We start from the raw sequence: 19,950 nt of genomic DNA, 5'->3' as shown, positions 1-19,950 counted from the left end.
CCGGCCATACCGCGGCGTCCAGAAGGAATTCATTGCATGCAGTCTGTTCGAATCCCGCCCGCGCGGGCATTTGCGCCGCGCGTCCTGTCCCTTGCCGTCAGCGCGGCCTGCGCGGCACTCGTCACCGCCTGTGCGGTCGGCCCGAACTATCAGCGGCCGGCCACCGAGATCCCCGCGTCGTTCAAGGAGGCCGCGCCCGGCTGGAAGGTTGCGGAACCCGCCGATCAGCACGACCGCGGCGACTGGTGGGCGATCTACGAAGACCCGAAGCTCAACGAACTCGAAGACAAGCTCAACGCCGCGAACCAGACCATCGCGCAATTTGCCGCGAACTACCGGCAGGCGCGCGCGCTCGTCGGCGAAGCGCGGGCGGCGTACTTCCCGACCATCGGTGCGTCGGCGGGCGCGACCCGCTCGGGCAATGGCTCGCAAACCGGCGGCAATGCGACGACGGCGACGAGTCGCGAAGGCATCAATAACAGCTTCAACGTCCAGATGACGGCGAGCTGGGAGCCGGACCTGTGGGGCTCGGTCACGCGCTCGGTCAACGCGCAGAAAGCCGGCCAGCAGGGCGCGGCCGCCGAACTCGCAAACGCGCGCCTGTCCGCTCAGGCAACGCTCGCGCAGACCTACTTCCTGCTGCGCGCGCTCGACTCCACGCAGAAGCTGCTCGACAACACCGTTCTCGCCTATCAGCGCTCGCTGCAGCTCACGCAGAATCAGTACGCGGCCGGCGTCGCCGCGCGCTCGGACGTGATCCAGGCGCAAACGCAGCTGCAATCGGCGCAGGCCGCCGCGATCGAGAACGGCATCCAGCGCGCGCAGGACGAGCACGCGATCGCGGTGCTGATCGGCGTGCCCGCGTCGATGTTCTCGCTGCCACCGATGCCGCTCACCGCGACGCCGCCCGCCGTGCCCGCGCAGATGCCGTCCGCGCTGCTCGAACGCAGGCCGGATATCGCATCGGCGGAACGCAAGGCCGCGGCGGCCAACGAGCAGATCGGCGTGGCGATCGCCGCGTTCTTCCCGTCGCTCACGCTATCGGCGACCGGAGGCTTCGAGAACTCGGTGTTCTCGCAATTGCTGTCGTTGCCGTCGCGCTTCTGGACGCTCGGCCCGCAACTGGCCGGGACGATCTTCGACGCCGGCCTGCGCAAGGCGCAAACCGAGGCCGCGCGCGCCACCTATGACGCGGATGTCGCAAGCTATCGGCAGACGGTGCTCGCCGCGTTCCAGGACGTCGAGGACAACCTCGCGTCGCTGCGCATCCTCGAGCAGGAAATCGTCGTCCAGCGGCAGGCGGTCGACTCGGCGCGCCAGGCGCTCGCAATCGTGACGAACGAGTACAAGGCGGGTACGGTCGGCTTCGTCAATGTGCTGACCGCGCAGACCACCGCGTTCACGGCCGAACAGAAGCTCGAGAATATCGCCGGGCAGCGGATGGTGTCGTCGGTGGGGCTCGTGAAGGCGCTCGGCGGCGGCTGGGACGCGTCGCAGATGAATCGCGAGACCGGCGATGTCGCGGCGCCCGCGCCGCTGCCGGCATCGGCTCCGGCGGCTGCGGCTGCGGCAGTCGGCGCGGCGTCCATCGCACAGAGCAACGCGCCGCAAGCGCGGGTACAAAGCAAATAGTTGTCCGCTGCGCCCGCCGCGCAGCATCACCACAATCGGCATAGGGGGCAGCCATCGGGCTGCGCCCCTGCCACACCACCCGGCATGCGGGTCCGCACCGGGCGGTTCGGGAAGTTGAGGTCATGAGAGACGGGGCAAACCCAGCCGGTCGAACCACGCCACCGTGAACAGTCTGCTTAGCAGCCTGCCGCTGTTGCGCCACCAGCGACGGCCGTTGGCCGCCACCCGTCGCGCCACATCAACGGCGGCGCCCATCGCGCGCAGTTCGCGGTACATCGTCGTACCGCGCTTCCACTGCTTGAGCTGGATTGCGCGCAGTCGGTGACGCAACCACTTGTCCAGCTCACGCCAGACCTTCGGTGTCTGCGCCAGACGGAAGTACGCCTTCCAGCCCAGCAGGTACGCGCGTACCTGTCGCACCACTTCCCGCAGGCTGCGCCCGCATGAACGAGCGGTCAGTTCCCGGATGCGTTGCCGAAACGTCGCCAGCGGTTTGTCCGCCACGCGGCGCTTGACCTCGCGTCCGGGTGCCACCCAGAAGCTGTAGCCCAGGAACTTGCGTCCAAACACGCTGGCCACTGCGCTTTTGGTCTCGTTGACCTTCAAACGCAGTCGCCCGTACAGCCGCCGCAGCAACGCCATCACCCGTTCGCCCGCGCGCCGACTGCGAACGTACACGTTCGCGTCGTCGGCATAGCGCGCGAAGCAGTGACCGCGCCGCTCCAGTTCCTTGTCCACCTCGTCGAGCAACACGTTGGCCAGCAACGGCGATAGAGCCCCGGCAACAACATAGCAAACTCGCGGGTAAGATGGGGCCTTCGCATATCGAGGGAGTGTCTGGCGCCATGGTCCAGAGAATGTCCTGCCAGTAATGCGGTTCTCGTGCTTGAGGCCGTTGCTCCCGCTAACCGGGAGCCCAGTCGATGACACGGGGACGACGCAAACACTGGCGAGTGCGTCTCGCTTTCGAGCCGAACCGCTATTCCAGCGAACAACTGGAGAAGGCCTATGATCAGCTCAGTCCGATTGATGCCCGAAGCACGAGGCGCGCATCGGATGCAAGGCCAGCAACGGCGAAAGCGATGAAGCGAGGGAAACGATGAGCAACGTTGCCATGGTCGCGCTTTACGCGCGCGTGTCATCCGAGCAGCAAAGCAAACGCGGCACGATAGACAGCCAGATCGCTGCATTGAAAGAACGAATTCAGGCCGACGGGGCGCAGATTGTGGAGGACATGTGCTTCGTCGATGCCGGGGTGAGCGGTGCAACGCTGGTCAGGCCGCAATTGGAGCGCCTGCGCGACGCCGCCGCGCTCGGGACGGTCGATCGGCTGTACATCCTCGCGCCAGACCGCCTGGCGCGCAAATATGCGCACCAGGCCCTGTTGATGGAGGAATTCTCCTCGTGCGGCGTACAGGTCGTGTTTCTCAATCATGCAATTGGCACGACGCCGGAAGAATCACTGCTGCTGCAGATGCAGGGCATGATAGCGGAGTACGAGCGGGCAAAAATCGCAGAGCGTCACCGCCGCGGCAAGCTTCACGGCGCGAAACGCGGTACCGTCAACGTGCTATCAGGGGCGCCTTACGGCTACCGCTATATCCGAAGACAGCTCGACGGGACGCCAGCCCGGTACGTCATCGAACTGCCGCAAGCCGCCACGGTGAAAGCGATCTTCGAGTGGGTCGGGCTGGAGCGCCTGAGCCTCGGAGAAGTGATACGTCGGCTTGGCGAGGCCGGTACCGTGACGGCATCGGGCAAGCCGTACTGGGACCGCAGCGTGGTATGGGGCATCTTGCGTAATCCGGCGTACATGGGGCGGGCTGCGTTTGGCAAAACGCAGGCGTGCGATCATCAGGTGCGCGTGCGTGCCCAGCGTCACAGCGCCTGCGTGCCCAGGAAACCGTATTCAGCGAAACGCGCGGACCGGCAGCAGTGGATCGAAATTCCGGTGCCAGCAATCGTCAGCGAAGCACTGTTCGAAATCGTTCAGGAGCAGCTTGCCGAGAACCGCAAGCTGGCACGCCAGCGCCGGGATAATGCGCCGCTTCGCCTGCTGCAGGGGCTCACTGTTTGTGGGCAGTGCCGTTACGCCTACTACGCGAAGAAAGTGAGCAAGTCGGCGGCCAAGGGACATCATCGAGACTATGCCTATTACCGCTGCGTTGGAACCGACGCCTACCGGTTCGGCGGCGAACGTATCTGCGACAACCTGCAGGTACGGACAGACAAGCTCGATGAGCTGGTATGGCATCAGGTTGTGGAATTGCTCAGGCATCCCGATCGACTGAAAGAAGAGTATGAACGTCGACTCGACGTGATGGAGCGTAGCGAAAAGCGCGGCTTCGATACCGGCAGTCTGGAAAAGCAGCGGCTTCAGCTCCAAAAGAGCAAATCGCGACTGATCGACGGCTACTCCGACGGTATCATCGACAAGGCTGACTTCGAGCCAAGGATGCAGCAGTTGAAGAGTCGGCTCGCACAGATTGAACAGCAGATCCAGGAATCACGGCGCCACGGCGCGATGCAAAGCGAGCTGTTTCTCGTCATTAACCGGCTTGAGGAGTTTGCAGCCGCCGTCACTGAAAAGCTGGATGCGATTGATCTTGAAACGAAACGCAAGATCGTTCTGGGCCTGGTCAAGCGCGTAGAAATCCACAAGGACGAGATCGTCGTCGTGTTCCGTGTCGATCCGCAACCGCCGGTTCGCGGCAGCGAAAATTCGACCGACTCAGACGCAGGAGAGAAAAGTATGCAACATTGTAGGCGGCGTAACCGGCCCGCCCTGCGGCGTGCCCTGTTCGCGCTGCTGAACCACACCGCCATCCATGATGCCGCTCGTCAGATACGCCCGGATCAGCCGGATCACCCCGGCGTCCCCAATACGTTTCTGTAGACGGTCGATCAGGATGTCGTGGTTGACCCGGTCGAAGAACTTCTCCAGATCAACGTCCACCACGATTCGCCGGCCCGACTGCACGTACGACTGCGCGGCAAGCACCGCATCGTGCGCACGCCGTCCGGGCCGGAAACCATAGCTGTGCGCGCTGAAGGTGGGGTCCAGAACCGGTTGCAGCACCTGCAGCAGCGCCTGCTGGATCAGCCGGTCCGTCACCGTCGGGATGCCAAGCTCGCGCTCGCTTCCGTCCGGTTTCGGGATCGTCACCCGCCGTACCGGGCTGGGCCGGTACGTCCCCTTCAGCAACTGTTCACGGATCGCCGGCCACGCCGTCACCAGATGGCGCGACGTCTGGTCAATGTCCAGACCGTCCACGCCAGCGGCTCCCTTGTTGGCCCGTACCCGTTTGAATGCCTGCTTCAGGTTCTCTCTCGTCAGCGCCGCCATCAGCAGCGCTGACCCTGTGTCCCCGGATTCATGGCGCGGGCAACAGGCTTCGTCGCTCACGGGCATAGACGCAGCTTCACCGCGTGTGCCTCCCGCTCGCCCCGCTTGCACGGGCTTCTGACGCAGTACCTGTCGCATCGACATGACGCTGGACACTCCTTCCCGTTTGGCCCTTCGTCACCAGCTTCGGACTCATCGACCTGTCCTGTGACTACTACGGCCTCTGCTGACTCCTCGCTCCGGCTCGACGCCGTCACCCTTTCAGGCATGAGGCGAGGCCTCCCCAGGTAAGAACGCACTCCTTCATCGCACAACCGCCGCATCTACGCCACTTCACCTTGGTCACGAGAGCTTCGCGGTTTTTCGCCCGCTCGCCCTGCTCGGCAGCGCCTTCTATACGGTTCTTGTTCATCGGCTCGCGATTTACGCTCCACGCTTCCTCCCCACATCCGGTCGCCCTCGTGCAGTTGCGCTTCACTTCATTCGCTGTGACCAGCTTATGGCGGGACTTACACCCGCAGGAATGCGCCCATGCTGGGCGCACGAAACAGAAGAGGCATGGCCGCGACTCGCGGCCATGCCTCTTTTTCATCGCGCTACGCGTGCGAAGCGCACCTCAGTGCATGAAGGTCAGCGCCACCGTATCCGGCCCGCTCGGCCGGCCAAGCAGGTTCAGCAGGCCGGCGAGGTTGTCATGCTGTTCCGGCGCGGCGCTCGCCGTGCCACGAAACGACGTCGATGCGGCCGACACCGTGCCGCTGCCGGTCAGCGTCAACGGGCCCTTGATCGTACTCAGATCGAGCGCCGACGACTTGCCCTGCGCCTGAAACCTGACCCGGTACGACCCGAGCGGCTTCACGAGCGACACACGCGAGCTGACGTCGGCGAGCGTCATCGTCAGTTGGCCGAACGCTTCGCCGTTGAAGCTGCGCCAGTCGGTCCACGACAGCTGCACATTGCCCTGCAGATCGAGCGTGTTGAATGGCGCGCCCAGCCCCGCGAGCAGCGACGCCGGCACTGCGAGCACGCCCGGCGTGACGGTTGCGCCGCGCGGCGTCACATCGACCGTGATCGGGTCGGGCATTGCGTCGCTATGGCGCATGACCATGCGCACGCGGCCGGTGAAAAGCGGCCAGAACGCGGTGCGCCACTCGATCCGCCCAGGCAGCAGCGTCGCCGCGCTCAAATCGGAGCCGGCGGCCAGCATCAGCGTCGCCGAGCCGTGCCACAGCGAGCCCTCGGCGTCGACGAGATTGACGTGTCCATGCGTTTGCCGCGCGAATTGCGGCGTAATCCAGGCGGCCGGCAGCAACGCGAGCGTCACGGCCGCCGCCGACAAAACGGCGACCACCAGCCACGGCAGCGCCCTACGCAGGCGCCACATCCAGTAATTCATGCGAGATCCTGTACCGAGCGGCGCGTCGTTATTTCGCGGTCGACGGTTGCAGCGCGACCGTCAGATCCACCTGGCCGTCGTCTTTCAGCGCGGTGATGTGCGCCTCGGAGACCTGCACCTTGAACTGCTTGCGAACGTCATCGACCCACGCGGTCCAGGCCGGGAACGCGACGTTTTTCATCTGCACCTGCACCGCGTTGCCGACGAACTGCACCTGCGTCGCGGCGAGGCCGTGTTCGCCGAGCGACGCGGAGAGCGCGTCCTTCAGCGCCGCGCCGGTCGGTGCGACACCTTGCGCGGCCGCCGACAGCGATCGCGCCTCGTTCGCTTGCGCGGTCATCTGCGCGAGCTGCCGCTGCAGGCTGGGCAGCGATTGACGCAGATGCGCGCGGCCTTCCTGCGCGGGCGCCCACAGCACCGACCACGCGATCGCCACCGCGAGCGCGGCACCGCCCCAGGTCAGCAGCGCCTTTTCGCGATCGGTGCGCTGGTCCCAGAAGCCAGCCCATGTTTGAGCGAGTTCAGCTTTCATTGTCCGTTCCTGATGGTCCACTTGCCGGTGCTGCTGTCGATCGCGCCGGTCAGGCCGTTGCGCGCGAGGCGCTTGGCGAAGTCGGGGTCGACCTTGATCGCGGGTTTGAAGGTCACGTCGAGGCGGTGCTCGTGGTAGTCCAGCGCGGCGATGCCGTTGACCGGTAGCGGCGCCAACGAGCGCGCGAGGCCGTCGGCAAGCGACAGGAAATCCTCCGGCGACAGTTCGCCCGCCGCGACGCGCAGCTGTTGCAACTGACGCGCCATCTGATCGGGCGCATCGAGCACGACGGTCGTCTTCGGGAATGTGTTGAGCAGCAGCTCCGTCATCTGCTGGTTGATCGCGTCGCGCTGACGCGCGAGCAGCAGCCACTGCACGTTCGCGCCGATGATCGCGACGACCAGCGCGGCGACCGCGAGCAGGATCGGCAGACGTAGACGCCGCAGCGTCGCGCGATCGAGGCGCCACGGCTGCGACGCGAATTCGAACTGGCACAGGTCGAAGCGGCATTCGAGCGCGCGCCGAGCGAGCTGCTCGAACGGCAGCGGACTCGCGCCGTGGATATGCGAGGCGAGCCGCGCGGGACTCGTCGTCGGGTGGCTGGGCTCGTTACCCGGCACTTCGGTCAGCATGTACAGCGACACCGGCGCCGCCCCTGCCAGCGCGGAGAGCGTCGCGTTCACCGCATTGGCCGGGGCCGCGAGACCCTCGCCCTGCACGCCGCGCGCAATCGCCAGTTCGACGCGCGGCACGCCGCTGTCGACCGCGCCTTCAACCAGCAGCGCGGGCGCGGTCTGCACGACCGCACCGAGCACCGCGGCCACCATCGGCACGATGGACGGCGCTTCGGGCGCGACCACCGGCGCGACGCCCGGCAGCGACGTCGCGACGCTCGCCGCGCCAGCCAGCACCGGCTCGCGCGCCTCGGCGGTTTCGTCGACGTTCGCGGCGGCTTCGGTCACCGGCGCCGGCGGCAGGCAACGCGTGACCGGCACCGCGCGCAGGCTGCGATGACCGGCCGCCGTGAACGCCTCGCAGATGAAACGGAACCAGCCGCGATCGATGATCGCGAGCAGGTGCCGGCCTTCCCCAAGCCCCTGCGGATCGACCGCGATATGACAGGTCTGCGGGTCCTGGATCAGTTGATCCTCGACGATATTGGGCAGCGCCTGGCGCAGCTTCGGGCCGCGCAGCGGCGGCAGCGTCGCGGGCATCAGCAGCAGGTCGCGCGCGGCGACCATCAGCACCGTCGTGTTCGCGCGCGGCAGCAGCGCGAGCGCCGAGCGGCCGGCGCGCTGCGTGCGCCCGGCCTTATCGAGCAGCACGAACGGTAGCTCGGGCAGTTGCCACTCCTGCGAGGGCACCGCCGGATCACGCGGCGGCAATAGGACGATCAGCGTGCTCAAAGGCCACTCTCTCTGTGGATTGCGTTATTCATAGTTGGTCTTGTACCCGCACGATACGCGTAGTGTGAGTCAGCGGATCGCGATAGACGAGCGTCGTGCGATCCACTTCGGCGCGCTCGTGCTGCACACTGCCGTGGACTAAAAAGTAGCTCGAATTGACGTCGAACTGATTCGGATCGATCGACGCCGATTGCACGCCGGCGGCGGTCAGCGCGAGCTGCACGTCGCCGGCGTTGCGGAAAAACACGGTCTGGCGCCGCGCGACCAACGCCTGCGCCTGCGACACGGTCATGCCCGGCACCACCGCCGCGATCACTTCGGCCGACGCGGTGTTCATGTTGATCGCGGTGACGGTCGGCAGCACGGTGACGAACGGCCGCAGCTTTGCGACGATCTCCGGCGTGTAGCCCGGAATGTCGAGCAGCGAATCGACGCCCGTCATTAGCAGCGGCGCGACCGCCACGTTGTCCTCGCCGTCCTCGATGCCGGGCTGGTTCGTGAAGTTGCCACCCGTCATACCGCCGCCGCCGACCTGCGGCGAGCTGCTGATCGACGTGCCGGTCTGAAAGCGCGTCGCCGATTGCGACAGTCCCGCGCGCACATGCAGCGCGGTCACTTTGGCGAGCTGCCCGCTCAGGCCGAGCGACACCAGCAGGCGCTGATACGCGGCCATCTGCTCGGCGCTGATTTGCGTCACGCCGGGCGCCGGACTCGCGACCAGATTGCGCAGATTGAATCTCGACTGGGCGTCCTCGATCGAGCCCGACAGGTACGTGGCCGCGCCTTGCTCAGCGCGCACCTCGCCGATCTGGCCGAGAAAATCCGACAGCCGCGTTTTCGCGATCGGCACGCCCCACAAGCCGCCCAGATACGTGATGCCCGCCGACGTATCGCCCTCGGAGCGCAGGATCAGCCGGGTCCAGTCGAGCGCGCCGCGCGCGACCCATTGCGCCTGCGACAGCAGCCGCTGATTCTCGATGCGGCGGATCTGCACCTGCTGGCGCCACAACATGCCGGACACGAGGATCGCCGACAACGCGACGACCAGCAGCGCGCTGATGATGGCCGCGCCCCGCTCGCGTGCACGTGCGCGCGAAGCGGATGCGGACTTCTTCGGCCATGAGGAGGAGAACGTCATGTCATTCTCCGACCAGAAAAACACGCGTGATCGGCCGTGCGAGCGACGTCGCGCCGATGCTGACCTGGAGCCCTGTCACCGAGCGCGGCATCGGCGCGTTGCCGAGCTGCGGCACCTTCAGATTGTTGACGGCCTGGTTCATCGCGGTTTGCACGTCGTTCATCTGGATGGTCCAGCCGAGCTTTGGCACGTACATGCGCGCCGAGATGGAGCCGACGCCGCCCATCAGCGGCACCGCGCTCCAGCCTTCGTCGCTGCCGTGCAATGCGCGCCGCAAGTCGCCGACGTTGCCGATCGGCGGCGACGCATAGCGCACCACGCGGCCGTTCGAGATCTGATAGCGCACCACCTGCAGACGCGGCGCGGCGCCCGGCAGCACCATGTGCCGCACGATCTGCAGCGTGTTGCCCGACACCGAGACCGCGGTCTGGCTGGCTTCGTCGTCGCTGGCGGCCTGCCGCGCGTCGATGCGCATCTGATCGAACAGCTGCGCGAACACCCGCTCGTCTTCCATCGCGTTCGTGATCGTCGTGCGGGCGCGGATGATCTGATCGAGCCCGCGCCACGACAGCACGGCGATCACCGCGAGGATCGCGATCGCGACCAGCAGTTCGATCAGCGTGAAGCCGCGCGCGCCGTAACGGCGGCGGCGCTCACAGCGAGCGGTTGGCTTCATTCGCGACCACCGTGACCATCTGGGCGAGATTGCCGGATTGCCCCGGCATCGTCACCATCACTTCGACACGGCGAAACACCGGATTCGGCGTCGCCGTCACATGCTCGGTACAGCGCAATTGCAGATTGCCTTGCGAGCAATCGAAGCTCGTCGAGCCAATGTTCGGCCATGCATGCTTCAGATGCAGGTCCGCGAGCGCGTTGTCCGCGCTCCAGCCGGCGAGCAGACGCCGATGCAGATCGGCTTCGCCGCTCGCCAGACTGCCGACCGCGCGCAGCGACGCGGCAAGCGCGACCGCGATGATCGCGAGCGCGACCAGCACCTCGATCATCGTGAAGCCGCGCTGGTTGTGGCACGCGATAGCGCGCATGTTGAAGAGAGAAGAGGCATGGGCGGGCCTGCCATAACGACGCATCCGCATGTCAGCGCACCTCGTAGCGGCCATTGCCGGTACTGACGATCGTCGCCTGTCCGGCCGCCGAAAACAGCGTGACCTGCACCGGCACGTCGATCGCCTCGGTACCGAACACGATGCGATCGGCATGTGAATCCGAGCCCGGGTAACTGATCGCGACACTGGTCACGCCGCCTTCCCACTTACGCGGCCCGAGCAGATCGTCACGCAGCGGACGCCAGCCGTCCTGGGTGCGCTGATCGAAACGGAAGCCGCCCTCGAACGGCTGCCACGCGATCGGCCGCGCGCGCACTTGCGCTTCGTCGCCAGCCGATTCGAACAGCAGCGCGAGACGCTGCGCTTCTTCGTTCAGATCGGTGCGCGGATTGCGGGTCATCGTAAGCGCGGTCAGCGACACGAGCAGGCCCGCGATCACGAGCACGACCATCATTTCGAGCAGCGTGAAGCCAGCCGCGCGGCCGCGGCGTTGCCGGTAGCGCGGCCGCGAAGCCGTACACGGGGTGTCCACGGGGGACTTGCAAGCGGACGTGCGCATAGTGCCGGCCATCGACGATCAACGAATATTCAAACAGCAATGCATCGGTGAAACACGCGCGCTTCGTCGCGCCATGCAAATTGCGGCGTGGCGGGCAGGGCGCCCGGTGAGACCAGCGGCCAACCCTGTGCCAACGAGGGTGCGTGCGTGAACATCATCGAGCCTGGCGGATGCTCTGTTCAGCGTGCTTATTGCCAGGACCCGACGTCGGAATCGTTGCCTTCGCCGCCCGGTTTGCCATCGGCGCCATAGCTAAATACATCGATCTCACCGTGCACGCCCGGATTCAGATACTGATACGCGTTGCCCCACGGATCGTTCGGCAGACGCTCGAGATAGCCGCCGTCCTTCCAGTTGTTCGGCACCGGGTCGGTGGACGGTTTTTCGATGAGCGCGCGCAGGCCTTGCTCCTGGGTCGGATAGCGGCCGTTGTCGAGACGATAGAGCTTCAACGCCTGCATCACGGTGCCGATATCCTGCTTCGCGGCGACGCGCCGCGCTTCGTCCGGACGGCTCATGATCTTCGGCACGATCAGCGCGGCGAGAATGCCGAGAATCGCGATCACGACCATGATTTCGATCAGCGTGAAACCGCGTTGACGGCGGCCGCGTGAACCCGCGTTGTCAGCGCGGCGAATGGTCGACAGTTGCATAGCTTGCTACCTCTTTTCAGATGAAATTTTTGGCTCGGGTTGTCAGATTGAATACGCCGGGCCGGTCATTTTAATGTCATGTAGTTGAAGGCTTTCAACCCACCGCAATTTTCACAATAGTCCGTACAATGTGCGCATGAACGCCATCCAAATCCGCCTCCTGTCGCTCGCGCTGTTCGCCGTTTTCTGCGCGACGCTCACGTACTGGGTCATCACGCTCACCACGATGTCCGGCGCGCCGCTACCGGCTGCCGCCGCACACGCGCAGGTCTCGACCGAGCAGGCCGCGACGCTGTTCGGCGGACAGCTCACGCGCAACGTCAATCAGGACATCCATCTGTTCGGCATCCTCGCGTTGAGCGAAGGCGCCGCGGCGATCGTCAGCGTCGGTGGCGAGCCGCCGCACGCGGTGTCGCTCGGCAGCACGCTGATGCAAGGCACCAGGCTCTCCGAAGTTCGCGCCCGCTCGATCATCATCGACCGCAACGGCGCCCACTCGGAAATCTTCCTGCCCGCCAACTCCAGCGGTCCCACCATTTACGTGCGCTGAAACCTGAAGCGGTTGCGCGGCTGATACGGCATGCCGCGCAAATCCTTTCTTTTCCTTCCTCGCGGTACGGCCACCGCTACTGCACGAGGTTGTTCAGTTCGATGATCGGCAGCATCACCGCAAGCACGATCACGAGCACCACACCCCCCATCGCCAGAATCAGCAGCGGCTCGAGCAGGCTCGTCAGGAACATCGTGCGGCGCTCCAGCTCGCGCGCTTCGCCGTCGGCTGCGCGATCGAGCATCGTCGTCACGTCGCCGGTCGCTTCACCCGAGCGGATCAGGTGCACGAGCACCGGCGGAAACGTCTTCGTGTTGCCGAGCGCGCGCGACAGCGACGTGCCTTCGCGCACCCGCACGATCGCATCGTCGATGTTCTCGCGCATTGCGTTGTTGCTGAGCGTATCGGCTGCGGCCTGCAACGCGCGCAGAATCGGCACGCCCGCCGCGGTCAGAATGCCGAGCGTGCTGGCGAAGCGCACGGTGTTATAGCCGCGCACCAGCTTGCCGAGCAGCGGCGCGGTCAGCAGCCAGCGGTCGAAGGCGAGACGCGGCCCCGGTTGCCGGAGCGTCGCGCGCACCAGATAGACGACCACGATCACGCCGATCAGCATCGCCCACCACCAGTGGCGCACGAAACCGGACAGCGCCATCATCACGATCGTCAGAAACGGCAGTTGCTGCTTGGTGCTCGCGAACACGTTGACCACCTGCGGCACCACATAGCTGAGCAGGAACGTGACGATGCCGAACGCGATGATCGTGACGATCGTCGGATACGTGAACGCCAGCACGATTTTCTGCTTCAAAGCATTGCGCTGCTCGATGTAATCGGCGAGCCGCGACAGCACCAGGCCGAGCTTGCCCGTGTGTTCGCCGGCCGCGACGAGCGCCCGGTAGATCTCGGGGAAATCCTTCGGATGCTGCTGCAGCGCGTTGGCAAGCGAATGACCGCCGAGCACTTCGGCGCGAATCGCCGCCATCAGCTCGCGGATGTAGTCGCGCTCCGACTGCTCGGTCAGCACCGAGAGCGCTTCGTCGAGCGGCAGGCCCGCGATCAGCAGACTCGCGAGCTGCCGCGTCAGAATGGCCTGCTCGCGCTGCGACAGACGACGCCCGAGCGCGAGCCGCTGATTGCGCTCGCCGCGCGTGCGCGACGCCGCCGGTTCGACGACCAGCGGCGTGAGTCCCTGCGAGCGCAGGTTGGTGCGCGCGCCGCGTGCACTGTCGGCGTCGAGCACCCCTTTTTGTGCCTTGCCCGCCGCGTCGATCGCTTCAAAACGGAATGCCGGCATGCGCTTATGCTCCGCCCGTCACGCGAATCACTTCTTCGAGGGACGTCAGTCCCGATGCGAGCCAGCGCTCCGAATCCTCGCGCAGCGTGCGCATGCCCTGGGCGCGGCCCGCTTCGAGAATTTCGGCATCGGCCGCGTTGCGGTGGATCAGCGAGCGGATCGTTTCGTCGATCAGCAGCAGCTCGTAGACGCCGCGCCGTCCCGCGTAACCGGATTGCCCACAACGGTCGCAGCCGACCGGATGCCAGCGCTTGCTACCGTCTTCCTCGGTGCGCTCTTCGCGGCACACCGGGCACAGTCGCCGCACCAGCCGCTGCGCGAGCACGCCGAGCAGCGACGAGGCGAGCAGATACGGCTCGACGCCCATGTCGGTCAGACGCGTGACGGCCGATGCCGCGTCGTTCGTGTGCAGCGTCGCGAGCACCAAGTGGCCGGTCAGCGACGCCTGCACCGCGATTTGCGCGGTTTCGAGGTCGCGGATTTCACCGATCATGATGATGTCCGGGTCCTGACGCAGAATCGAGCGCAATGCGCGCGCGAAGCTCATGCCGATCCGCTCGTTGACCTGGGTCTGGCCGATGCCGGACAGGTCGTATTCGATCGGGTCTTCCACCGTCATGATGTTGGTGGTTGCCGTCTCCAGTCGCGACATCGACGCATACAGCGTCGTCGTCTTGCCTGAGCCGGTCGGACCCGTCACGAGCACGATGCCGTGCGGCTTGCCGATCAGCTTGTCGAACTGGCGGAGCGTGTCGGATGCCATGCCGAGCGCTTCGAGATTGAGCCGCGCCGCGTCTTTTTCGAGCAGACGAAGCACCGCGCGCTCGCCGTGGCCGGTGGGCAGCGTCGATACCCGCACGTCGACCGGACGACCGCCGACGCGCAGCGTAATGCGGCCGTCCTGCGGCAAACGTTTTTCCGCGATGTCGAGCTGCGCCATGATCTTGATCCGCGAGATCAGCGCGCCGTGCAGCGCTTTTTTAGGCCGCACCACGTCGCGCAGCGTGCCGTCGACGCGAAAACGCACCACCGACGCATTCTCGAACGGCTCGATATGAATATCCGATGCCTGCTCGCGTGCGGCTTGCGTGAGCAGCGCGTTGATCATACGGATGATCGGCGCGTCGTCTTCCGATTCGAGCAGATCCTCGACCTCGGGGATGTCCTGCATCAGCCGCGACAGATCGACTGCGCCTTCGACTTCGCCGACCACCTGCGCGGCGCTGCCGTCCTGGCGCGCATAGGCCTGGTTGATCGCCTGCGCGAGATCGTCGGCGGGCACGCGCACGACCGACACCACGCCGTAGTTGCGTGCGATTTCGGCAAGCGCGGCTTCGCTCGTGCGCTCGCTGATCCAGACTTCGAGGCTATCGGCATGCTGATGCGCGACCAGGATCTGGCCGCTGCGCGCAAAACCGTATGGCACGAGCCGGGCGGCAAGCGGGGACGGTGCCGCGCGCTCGCCGGCCGCGGCATCGCCGTTCAGCGGACGTTGCGAAGGCGCGGTTTGCGCGGGCATCTGCGTCACGGACGCGCTCCCGGCGACACCGTGCTCGACACCGGGCCGCTTGCCGGCTCGACGACGGCCGGTTGCGGCATGGTTTGCGGCATCGTCTGCGGCACGGGTTGGATCGTGGTCTGCGCGCCAGCTTGCGGCACGGCCTGCGGCGGTACCTGTTGAGGAACCTGTTGCGGTGCCTGCTGCGGCATCATCTGCTGGCGGCGCATCTGGTTCAGGTCGAACAGGTTCATCGCCGGCACCCCGCCCTGGCTCGGGCCGAGCGGCATCGGCGGCACGACCGGATCGTCGCGATCCCTCATGATGTTGTTGTCCTGACGGTACGCGCCCTGCACACCCTGGATGTAGTCGTAGCGGTTTGCCGTGACGGCCTGCGTGGTGTCGCGGTCGGCGAGAATGACCGGGCGCAGGAACACCATCAGGTTAGTCTTGTTGCGCGTCTTCTGCTCGGAGCGGAACAGCTGGCCCAGCCAGGGAATGTCGCCAAGCAGCGGCACCTTGCTGTTGCTGACCTGGTAGTTGTCCTGCATCAGGCCGCCGAGCACGATGATCTCGCCGTTATCGCACAGCACGGTCGACTGGATCGAACGCTTCGTGAATTCCGGGCCCGCCGGGTTCGTCGCCGCGTTGTTCGTGCCGTTCACGATCGCCGAATCTTCCGTGTAGAGCAGCAGCTTCAGGATGCCGCCGTCGGTAATCTGCGGCTTCACGTGCAGCGTCAGACCGACGTCGACCCGGTCGAACGTGTTGAACGCCGCGCTCGTCGTGCCGCTCGTCAGGTTCGAGTACGAACCGGTCTGGATCGGCACGTTGGTACCGACGATGATCTTCGCCTCTTCGTTGTCGAGCGTGATCAGGTTCGGCGTGGACAGCACGTTCGCGTCTGCGGTCTGCGACAGCGCCTGCAGCAGTGCGCCGAGACCCTGCACGCCGAAGATGTTGTGGATCCAGCCGACGTTCAAGCCTTGTTGCAGGGCCTGGCTGCCTAGCGCCGTCGCGAGACCGCCGGTCGAACCAGCCGCGGCCGCCGCGGCCGTCAGGTTGATGATGCTGTTGCCCGAGCCAGTCGCCAGGTTGGTACCGGCAAACAGGTTGCCGTTCGCGACCTGCCACTGAATGCCGAGGTTGCCGCTCGTATTCGAGTTCAACTCGACGATCAGTGCCTCGATATACACCTGCGCGCGACGCGCATCGAGCTGGTCGATCACCGCGCGCAAGTTGCGGTACGTCGCTTCGGGCGCGGTGATGATCAGCGAGTTGGTCGCGGGATCGGCGGTAATCATGCCGCCGCCCTGATCCTCGCTCTTTTCCTTGTCGCCGCCGAGAAAGCCGCCGGTATTACTGTTCGAGCCCGAAGCGCCGCCGCCCATCGGCGAGTTCATCGAGCCGCCGCCGAGGCCGCCCGACGGCAACGGCGGCGTACCCGACGAGCCCGTCGAATAGCCGCTGTTCGACAGACCGCCACCGCCACCACCACCGCCGCCGCCGCTCGTGTTCTGGTTGAACGAGTTGGCCTCGTTCGCGCCGCCTGACGAACCCTCGCCGCCGCCCTTGCCGAGCATGCTGCGCAGCGTGCGCGCGAGCTTCGTCGCGTCGGCATTGCGTAGCGGCACGACGTGGATGTTGCCCGGCATCGTGGTCGGCATGTCGAGCTGCTTCGCGAGTTCCTTGGCCGCCGCGAGGCGTGCTGTGTTCGACGCGCGCATCAGCAGCGAGTTGGTGCGCGGATCGGACGAGATCGACACCTTGAGCGTCGCGTCCGTGCTGCCGATCGAGCCCGGATCGAGCATCTTGTTCATCTGCTGCGCGATGTCGATCGCATTCGCGTTCTTCAGCGGCACGACTGCAACCGCCTGGCCGGCCGCGCTATCGACACCCGCGATGATCTGGGCGATGCGCCGCACGTTGTCTGCGTAGTCGGTGACGACGATCGTATTGTTGGAGGGGTAGGCCGCGACCGTGTTGTTCGGCGAGATCAGCGGACGCAGTACCGGCAGCAAATTGTTGGCCGACTCATTCCTCAGCGTGAAGACCTGCGTGATGACCTGGTCGCCGCGCGCCGTCGGCGCGTTGCCGACGTAGGTCGGCACGCCTTGCAGCTTGGCGTCGGCCTCGGGCACCACTTTCAGCACGCCATGATCCTGCACGAGCGCGAAACCCTGCATGCGCAGCGCGGACTGCAGGGTTTTGAGCGCCTGATCCTGAGGCACCGAATTTTCGGACACGAGGTTCAGTTGCCCCTTCACCCGCGGATCGACGATGATCGTCTTGCCGGTCGCCGCGCCGATCGCCTTCGCGACCTGGTCGATGTCGGCGTTGACGAAGTTGAGTGTCACCTGCGCGTGTGCAGTTTGCGCGGTGATCAGTCCAGCCACCAGCAGCGCCGTTGCCACCCGACGCAAAGCCATACAATTTCTTCTCATGGGATGTGATATCGATGCCGGCAGCCTCTGCCACCGACGGTCATGCGATGCGGACCCGGCGGCAAGCTACCGCCCGGTCGGTTTGTGAGCCGGCCCTAAAAGCGAGTTTCGCTTCGAGTTCCGGCGTCCCGAGGTCCGAAAAAATCGAACAGTAACAGCTTTTCATGTCGGAATTGAAACAAAACAAGGGGCCCCATGCGAATTCATGAAGATCGCAGAGCGGTTATTAAAATGAAAGCTAGCCAGCACCGTACACTCGCGCCATTACCCGGCTTTGTACGGTCTTATGTCGGTTAGCCAACTTGACGAAGGTCGGACTGCCGGTATGATACGAGCCGTTCGACCCACTGTTATGTGTTTGCTGACGCGGGTTTTCCCCGATGCTCGACAAACGCCCGGCCAGCTTGCCGTTGCGGCCGAAACGCGGCCGGCGAACTGCCTTACCGATTCTTACCCCAGGTTTGCTTAGTCCTATTGACCGATGAAACGTCCGCTCGTCACCGTTGCCGCCACGCTCGCGCTGCTCGCCGCGGCCGGCTCCGCGCGCGCCGACTGCTTCGATGAAGCGGCGAAGTATCAGAAGGTCAATCCGCTGATCTTACGGGCTATTGCGTGGCAGGAGTCGCACAACCGGCCGGATGCCCAGCACAAGAACGCGAATGGCTCGACCGACTACGGTGTGATGCAGATCAATTCGGTGCATCTGCCGGTGCTCGCCCAGTACGGGATCTCGCAGGGCACGCTGATGGAGCCGTGCAAGAACGTTTACATCGCGGCGTGGCATCTGCGCCGGCAGATGAACAAGTACGGCAATACCTGGCAGGCGGTCGGAGCATACCACTCGGAGACGCCCACGTTGCGGGACAAATACGCGCAACAGATCGCTGCGATTCTGCGCAGCTGGAAGTTGATGCCCGCGCAGTAAGCCATTCCAACGCTGTCGCTCGCACGAGCCGCACGCATTTTAATGCACAATGCGACTTCGTGCTTTTGTCGCGCCGTCGCAGCGACGACGACGATTTGACCCCGCGCGCGGCACGCCTTCCAATCTTCCCGTATTCGTACCGCGATGAACCAGCCGCTATTGCCCATCACCGTGCTCTCCGGTTTTCTGGGCGCCGGCAAGACCACGCTCCTGAAGCACATCCTCGCGAACCGCGCCGGTTTGCGCGTCGCCGTGATCGTCGACGATCTGGGCGACGCCAATATCGACCCGACGCTCATGCGTAATGCGGCCGAACTGTCGGGCGTCGACGAGCAGATCGTCGAACTCAAGAATGGCTGCATCTGCTGCACGCTGCGCGACGATCTGCAAAGCGAAATCCGTCGCCTCGCCGGCGAAAAGCGCTTCGACGCGCTCGTGATCGAATCGAGTGGCATCGCCGAGCCTATGTCGATTGCCGAAACCATCACATTCGATGGCGACGACCGCCTCTCGCCCGGCGAAGTCGCCCGGCTCGATACAATGGTCACGATCGTCGATGCGTTCAACTTCCTGCGCGATTACGCGTCCGCCGATGCGCTCTCCGAACGCGGCGTCAGGGTCGACGAAGACGACGACCGCATGATCGTGGAATTGCTGATCGAGCAGATCGAGTTTTGTGACGTGCTCGTCGTGAACAAGATTGATCTCGTCAGCGCGGACGAACTCGCGCGTTTGCAGCGCATCCTCGCGCGCCTGAACCCGCGTGCGGTGCAGCTCGTGAGCCGCTTTGCCGAAGTGCCGCTCGATCAGGTGCTGAACACCGGACGCTTCGATTTCGACGAAGCGTCGAATGCGCAGGGCTGGCTCGCGGCGCTCGAGCACAAGCACGAGAATCAGCACGGCGATCAAGATGGCCACGTGCATCACAGCGAAGCCGACGAATACGGCGTCGGCTATTTCGTCTATCGCGCACGCCGGCCGTTTCATCCGCAGCGACTGTGGGAGCTGCTGCATCAGGAGTGGAAGGGTGTACTGCGCAGCAAGGGATTCTTCTGGCTCGCGACCCGCAACGATATCGGCGGTTCGCTATCGCAGGCCGGTGGCGCTTGCCGGCACGGCCCCGCGGGCATGTGGTGGGCCGCGCAGGATCGCAGCGAGTGGCCGGAAGGCGACGACGAGTTGGCCGCCGAAATCGCCGCCGACTGGTACGGTGCGCCGGCCGATATGAGCATCGGCGATCGTCGTCAGGAGTTCGTGCTGATCGGCGTCGACATCGACCCCGCCCTCTGGCGCGCGAGGTTCGACGCCTGTCTGCTCACCGACGACGAATACGCGCTCGGGCCGCAAGCCTGGCAGCAGTTCCCCGATCCGTTCCCTGCATGGGAGTTCGACGACCACGATCATGACGACGAGCATGATCACCACCATCATCACGGGCACGGCGACGACTGCGAGCATTGCGGACATGACCACGGCAAGAATGCGCATCGTCATGACTGAACGAAGCACG

Annotated in this window: 16 protein-coding genes and 3 pseudogenes; 5 read left to right on the top strand and 14 right to left on the bottom strand. The window is 65.2% G+C overall.

Annotated features, from left to right (window positions below):
* Positions 1 to 36: 36 nt before the first annotated feature.
* Complete coding sequence (locus tag QFZ94_RS30580) at positions 37 to 1,632, top strand: efflux transporter outer membrane subunit (RefSeq protein WP_429461486.1); 1,596 nt, start codon at positions 37 to 39, stop codon at positions 1,630 to 1,632.
* A gap of 120 nt (positions 1,633 to 1,752) precedes the next feature.
* On the opposite strand, the pseudogene QFZ94_RS30575 reads toward QFZ94_RS30580, so the two are convergent.
* A pseudogene (locus tag QFZ94_RS30575) lies at positions 1,753 to 2,412 on the bottom strand (group II intron maturase-specific domain-containing protein); the annotation flags it as partial.
* Between the two features lie 319 nt (positions 2,413 to 2,731).
* Here QFZ94_RS30575 and QFZ94_RS30570 point away from each other — a divergent pair.
* A pseudogene (locus QFZ94_RS30570) lies at positions 2,732 to 3,880 on the top strand (recombinase family protein); the annotation flags it as partial.
* Positions 3,881 to 4,399: 519 nt separating this feature from the next.
* Here QFZ94_RS30570 and QFZ94_RS30565 read toward each other — a convergent pair.
* From QFZ94_RS30565 to gspG, 10 genes and pseudogenes are all read right to left on the bottom strand, one after another.
* Positions 4,400 to 5,122, bottom strand: a pseudogene (locus tag QFZ94_RS30565) (reverse transcriptase domain-containing protein); the annotation flags it as partial.
* A 109-nt stretch (positions 5,123 to 5,231) separates the two neighbouring features.
* Positions 5,232 to 5,390: a hypothetical protein gene (locus tag QFZ94_RS30560; protein WP_429456375.1), complete on the bottom strand. Its 159-nt coding sequence runs from the start codon at positions 5,388 to 5,390 to the stop codon at positions 5,232 to 5,234.
* 204 nt (positions 5,391 to 5,594) lie between these two features.
* The gene (locus tag QFZ94_RS30555) at positions 5,595 to 6,374 is read right to left on the bottom strand and encodes a type II secretion system protein N (protein WP_368584840.1); all 780 of its coding nucleotides are present in this window, start codon (positions 6,372 to 6,374) and stop codon (positions 5,595 to 5,597) included.
* A gap of 28 nt (positions 6,375 to 6,402) precedes the next feature.
* Positions 6,403 to 6,906 carry a type II secretion system protein M gene (locus QFZ94_RS30550; RefSeq protein ID WP_368584841.1) on the bottom strand — a complete coding sequence of 168 codons (504 nt, stop codon included), beginning with the start codon at positions 6,904 to 6,906 and terminating at the stop codon, positions 6,403 to 6,405.
* Entirely contained in the window at positions 6,903 to 8,312 is a 1,410-nt protein-coding gene (gene gspL, locus QFZ94_RS30545; protein ID WP_429461484.1) for a type II secretion system protein GspL, read from the bottom strand. The genes QFZ94_RS30550 and gspL overlap by 4 nt, the downstream gene beginning before the upstream one ends.
* 28 nt (positions 8,313 to 8,340) lie before the next feature.
* Positions 8,341 to 9,450, bottom strand: coding sequence for a type II secretion system minor pseudopilin GspK (gene gspK / locus QFZ94_RS30540; RefSeq protein WP_429461482.1), 1,110 nt, complete (start codon positions 9,448 to 9,450; stop codon positions 8,341 to 8,343).
* A 1-nt stretch (position 9,451) separates the two neighbouring features.
* A complete protein-coding gene (locus tag QFZ94_RS30535; RefSeq protein ID WP_429461480.1) occupies positions 9,452 to 10,126 on the bottom strand; it encodes a PulJ/GspJ family protein in 675 nt (224 codons plus the stop codon).
* A complete protein-coding gene (gene gspI, locus QFZ94_RS30530) occupies positions 10,104 to 10,496 on the bottom strand; it encodes a type II secretion system minor pseudopilin GspI (RefSeq protein WP_368584884.1) in 393 nt (130 codons plus the stop codon). The genes QFZ94_RS30535 and gspI overlap by 23 nt, the downstream gene beginning before the upstream one ends.
* 52 nt (positions 10,497 to 10,548) lie before the next feature.
* A complete protein-coding gene (locus QFZ94_RS30525; RefSeq protein WP_368584845.1) occupies positions 10,549 to 11,088 on the bottom strand; it encodes a GspH/FimT family pseudopilin in 540 nt (179 codons plus the stop codon).
* Between the two features lie 176 nt (positions 11,089 to 11,264).
* Positions 11,265 to 11,729 carry a type II secretion system major pseudopilin GspG gene (gene gspG, locus QFZ94_RS30520; protein WP_013090996.1) on the bottom strand — a complete coding sequence of 155 codons (465 nt, stop codon included), beginning with the start codon at positions 11,727 to 11,729 and terminating at the stop codon, positions 11,265 to 11,267.
* Between the two features lie 136 nt (positions 11,730 to 11,865).
* Between gspG and QFZ94_RS30515 the strand changes: the two genes are divergently transcribed.
* Complete coding sequence (locus tag QFZ94_RS30515) at positions 11,866 to 12,279, top strand: type II secretion system protein N (RefSeq protein ID WP_429461477.1); 414 nt, start codon at positions 11,866 to 11,868, stop codon at positions 12,277 to 12,279.
* 76 nt (positions 12,280 to 12,355) lie between these two features.
* Here QFZ94_RS30515 and gspF read toward each other — a convergent pair whose 3' ends face one another.
* Genes gspF through gspD form a run of 3 tightly spaced genes read right to left on the bottom strand, consistent with a single transcriptional unit; the run spans position 12,356 to position 17,500 of the window.
* Positions 12,356 to 13,573: a type II secretion system inner membrane protein GspF gene (gene gspF, locus QFZ94_RS30510; protein WP_176380597.1), complete on the bottom strand. Its 1,218-nt coding sequence runs from the start codon at positions 13,571 to 13,573 to the stop codon at positions 12,356 to 12,358.
* Between the two features lie 4 nt (positions 13,574 to 13,577).
* Positions 13,578 to 15,092 carry a type II secretion system ATPase GspE gene (gene gspE / locus QFZ94_RS30505; protein ID WP_429461957.1) on the bottom strand — a complete coding sequence of 505 codons (1,515 nt, stop codon included), beginning with the start codon at positions 15,090 to 15,092 and terminating at the stop codon, positions 13,578 to 13,580.
* 5 nt (positions 15,093 to 15,097) lie between these two features.
* Positions 15,098 to 17,500, bottom strand: coding sequence for a type II secretion system secretin GspD (gene gspD / locus QFZ94_RS30500; RefSeq protein ID WP_429461474.1), 2,403 nt, complete (start codon positions 17,498 to 17,500; stop codon positions 15,098 to 15,100).
* 496 nt (positions 17,501 to 17,996) lie between these two features.
* Between gspD and QFZ94_RS30495 the strand changes: the two genes are divergently transcribed.
* Together QFZ94_RS30495 and QFZ94_RS30490 are read left to right on the top strand one after the other, a co-directional pair.
* The gene (locus tag QFZ94_RS30495) at positions 17,997 to 18,440 is read left to right on the top strand and encodes a lytic transglycosylase domain-containing protein (RefSeq protein WP_013090991.1); all 444 of its coding nucleotides are present in this window, start codon (positions 17,997 to 17,999) and stop codon (positions 18,438 to 18,440) included.
* Between the two features lie 144 nt (positions 18,441 to 18,584).
* Positions 18,585 to 19,940, top strand: a complete 1,356-nt coding sequence (locus tag QFZ94_RS30490) for a GTP-binding protein (protein ID WP_429461472.1) — start codon at positions 18,585 to 18,587, stop codon at positions 19,938 to 19,940.
* Positions 19,941 to 19,950: the final 10 nt, after the last annotated feature.

The organism is Paraburkholderia sp. JPY465 (assembly GCF_050436725.1).
Classification (GTDB): Bacteria; Pseudomonadota; Gammaproteobacteria; order Burkholderiales; family Burkholderiaceae; genus Paraburkholderia; species Paraburkholderia youngii.
This window is presented reverse-complemented; position numbering and strand designations above follow the sequence as displayed.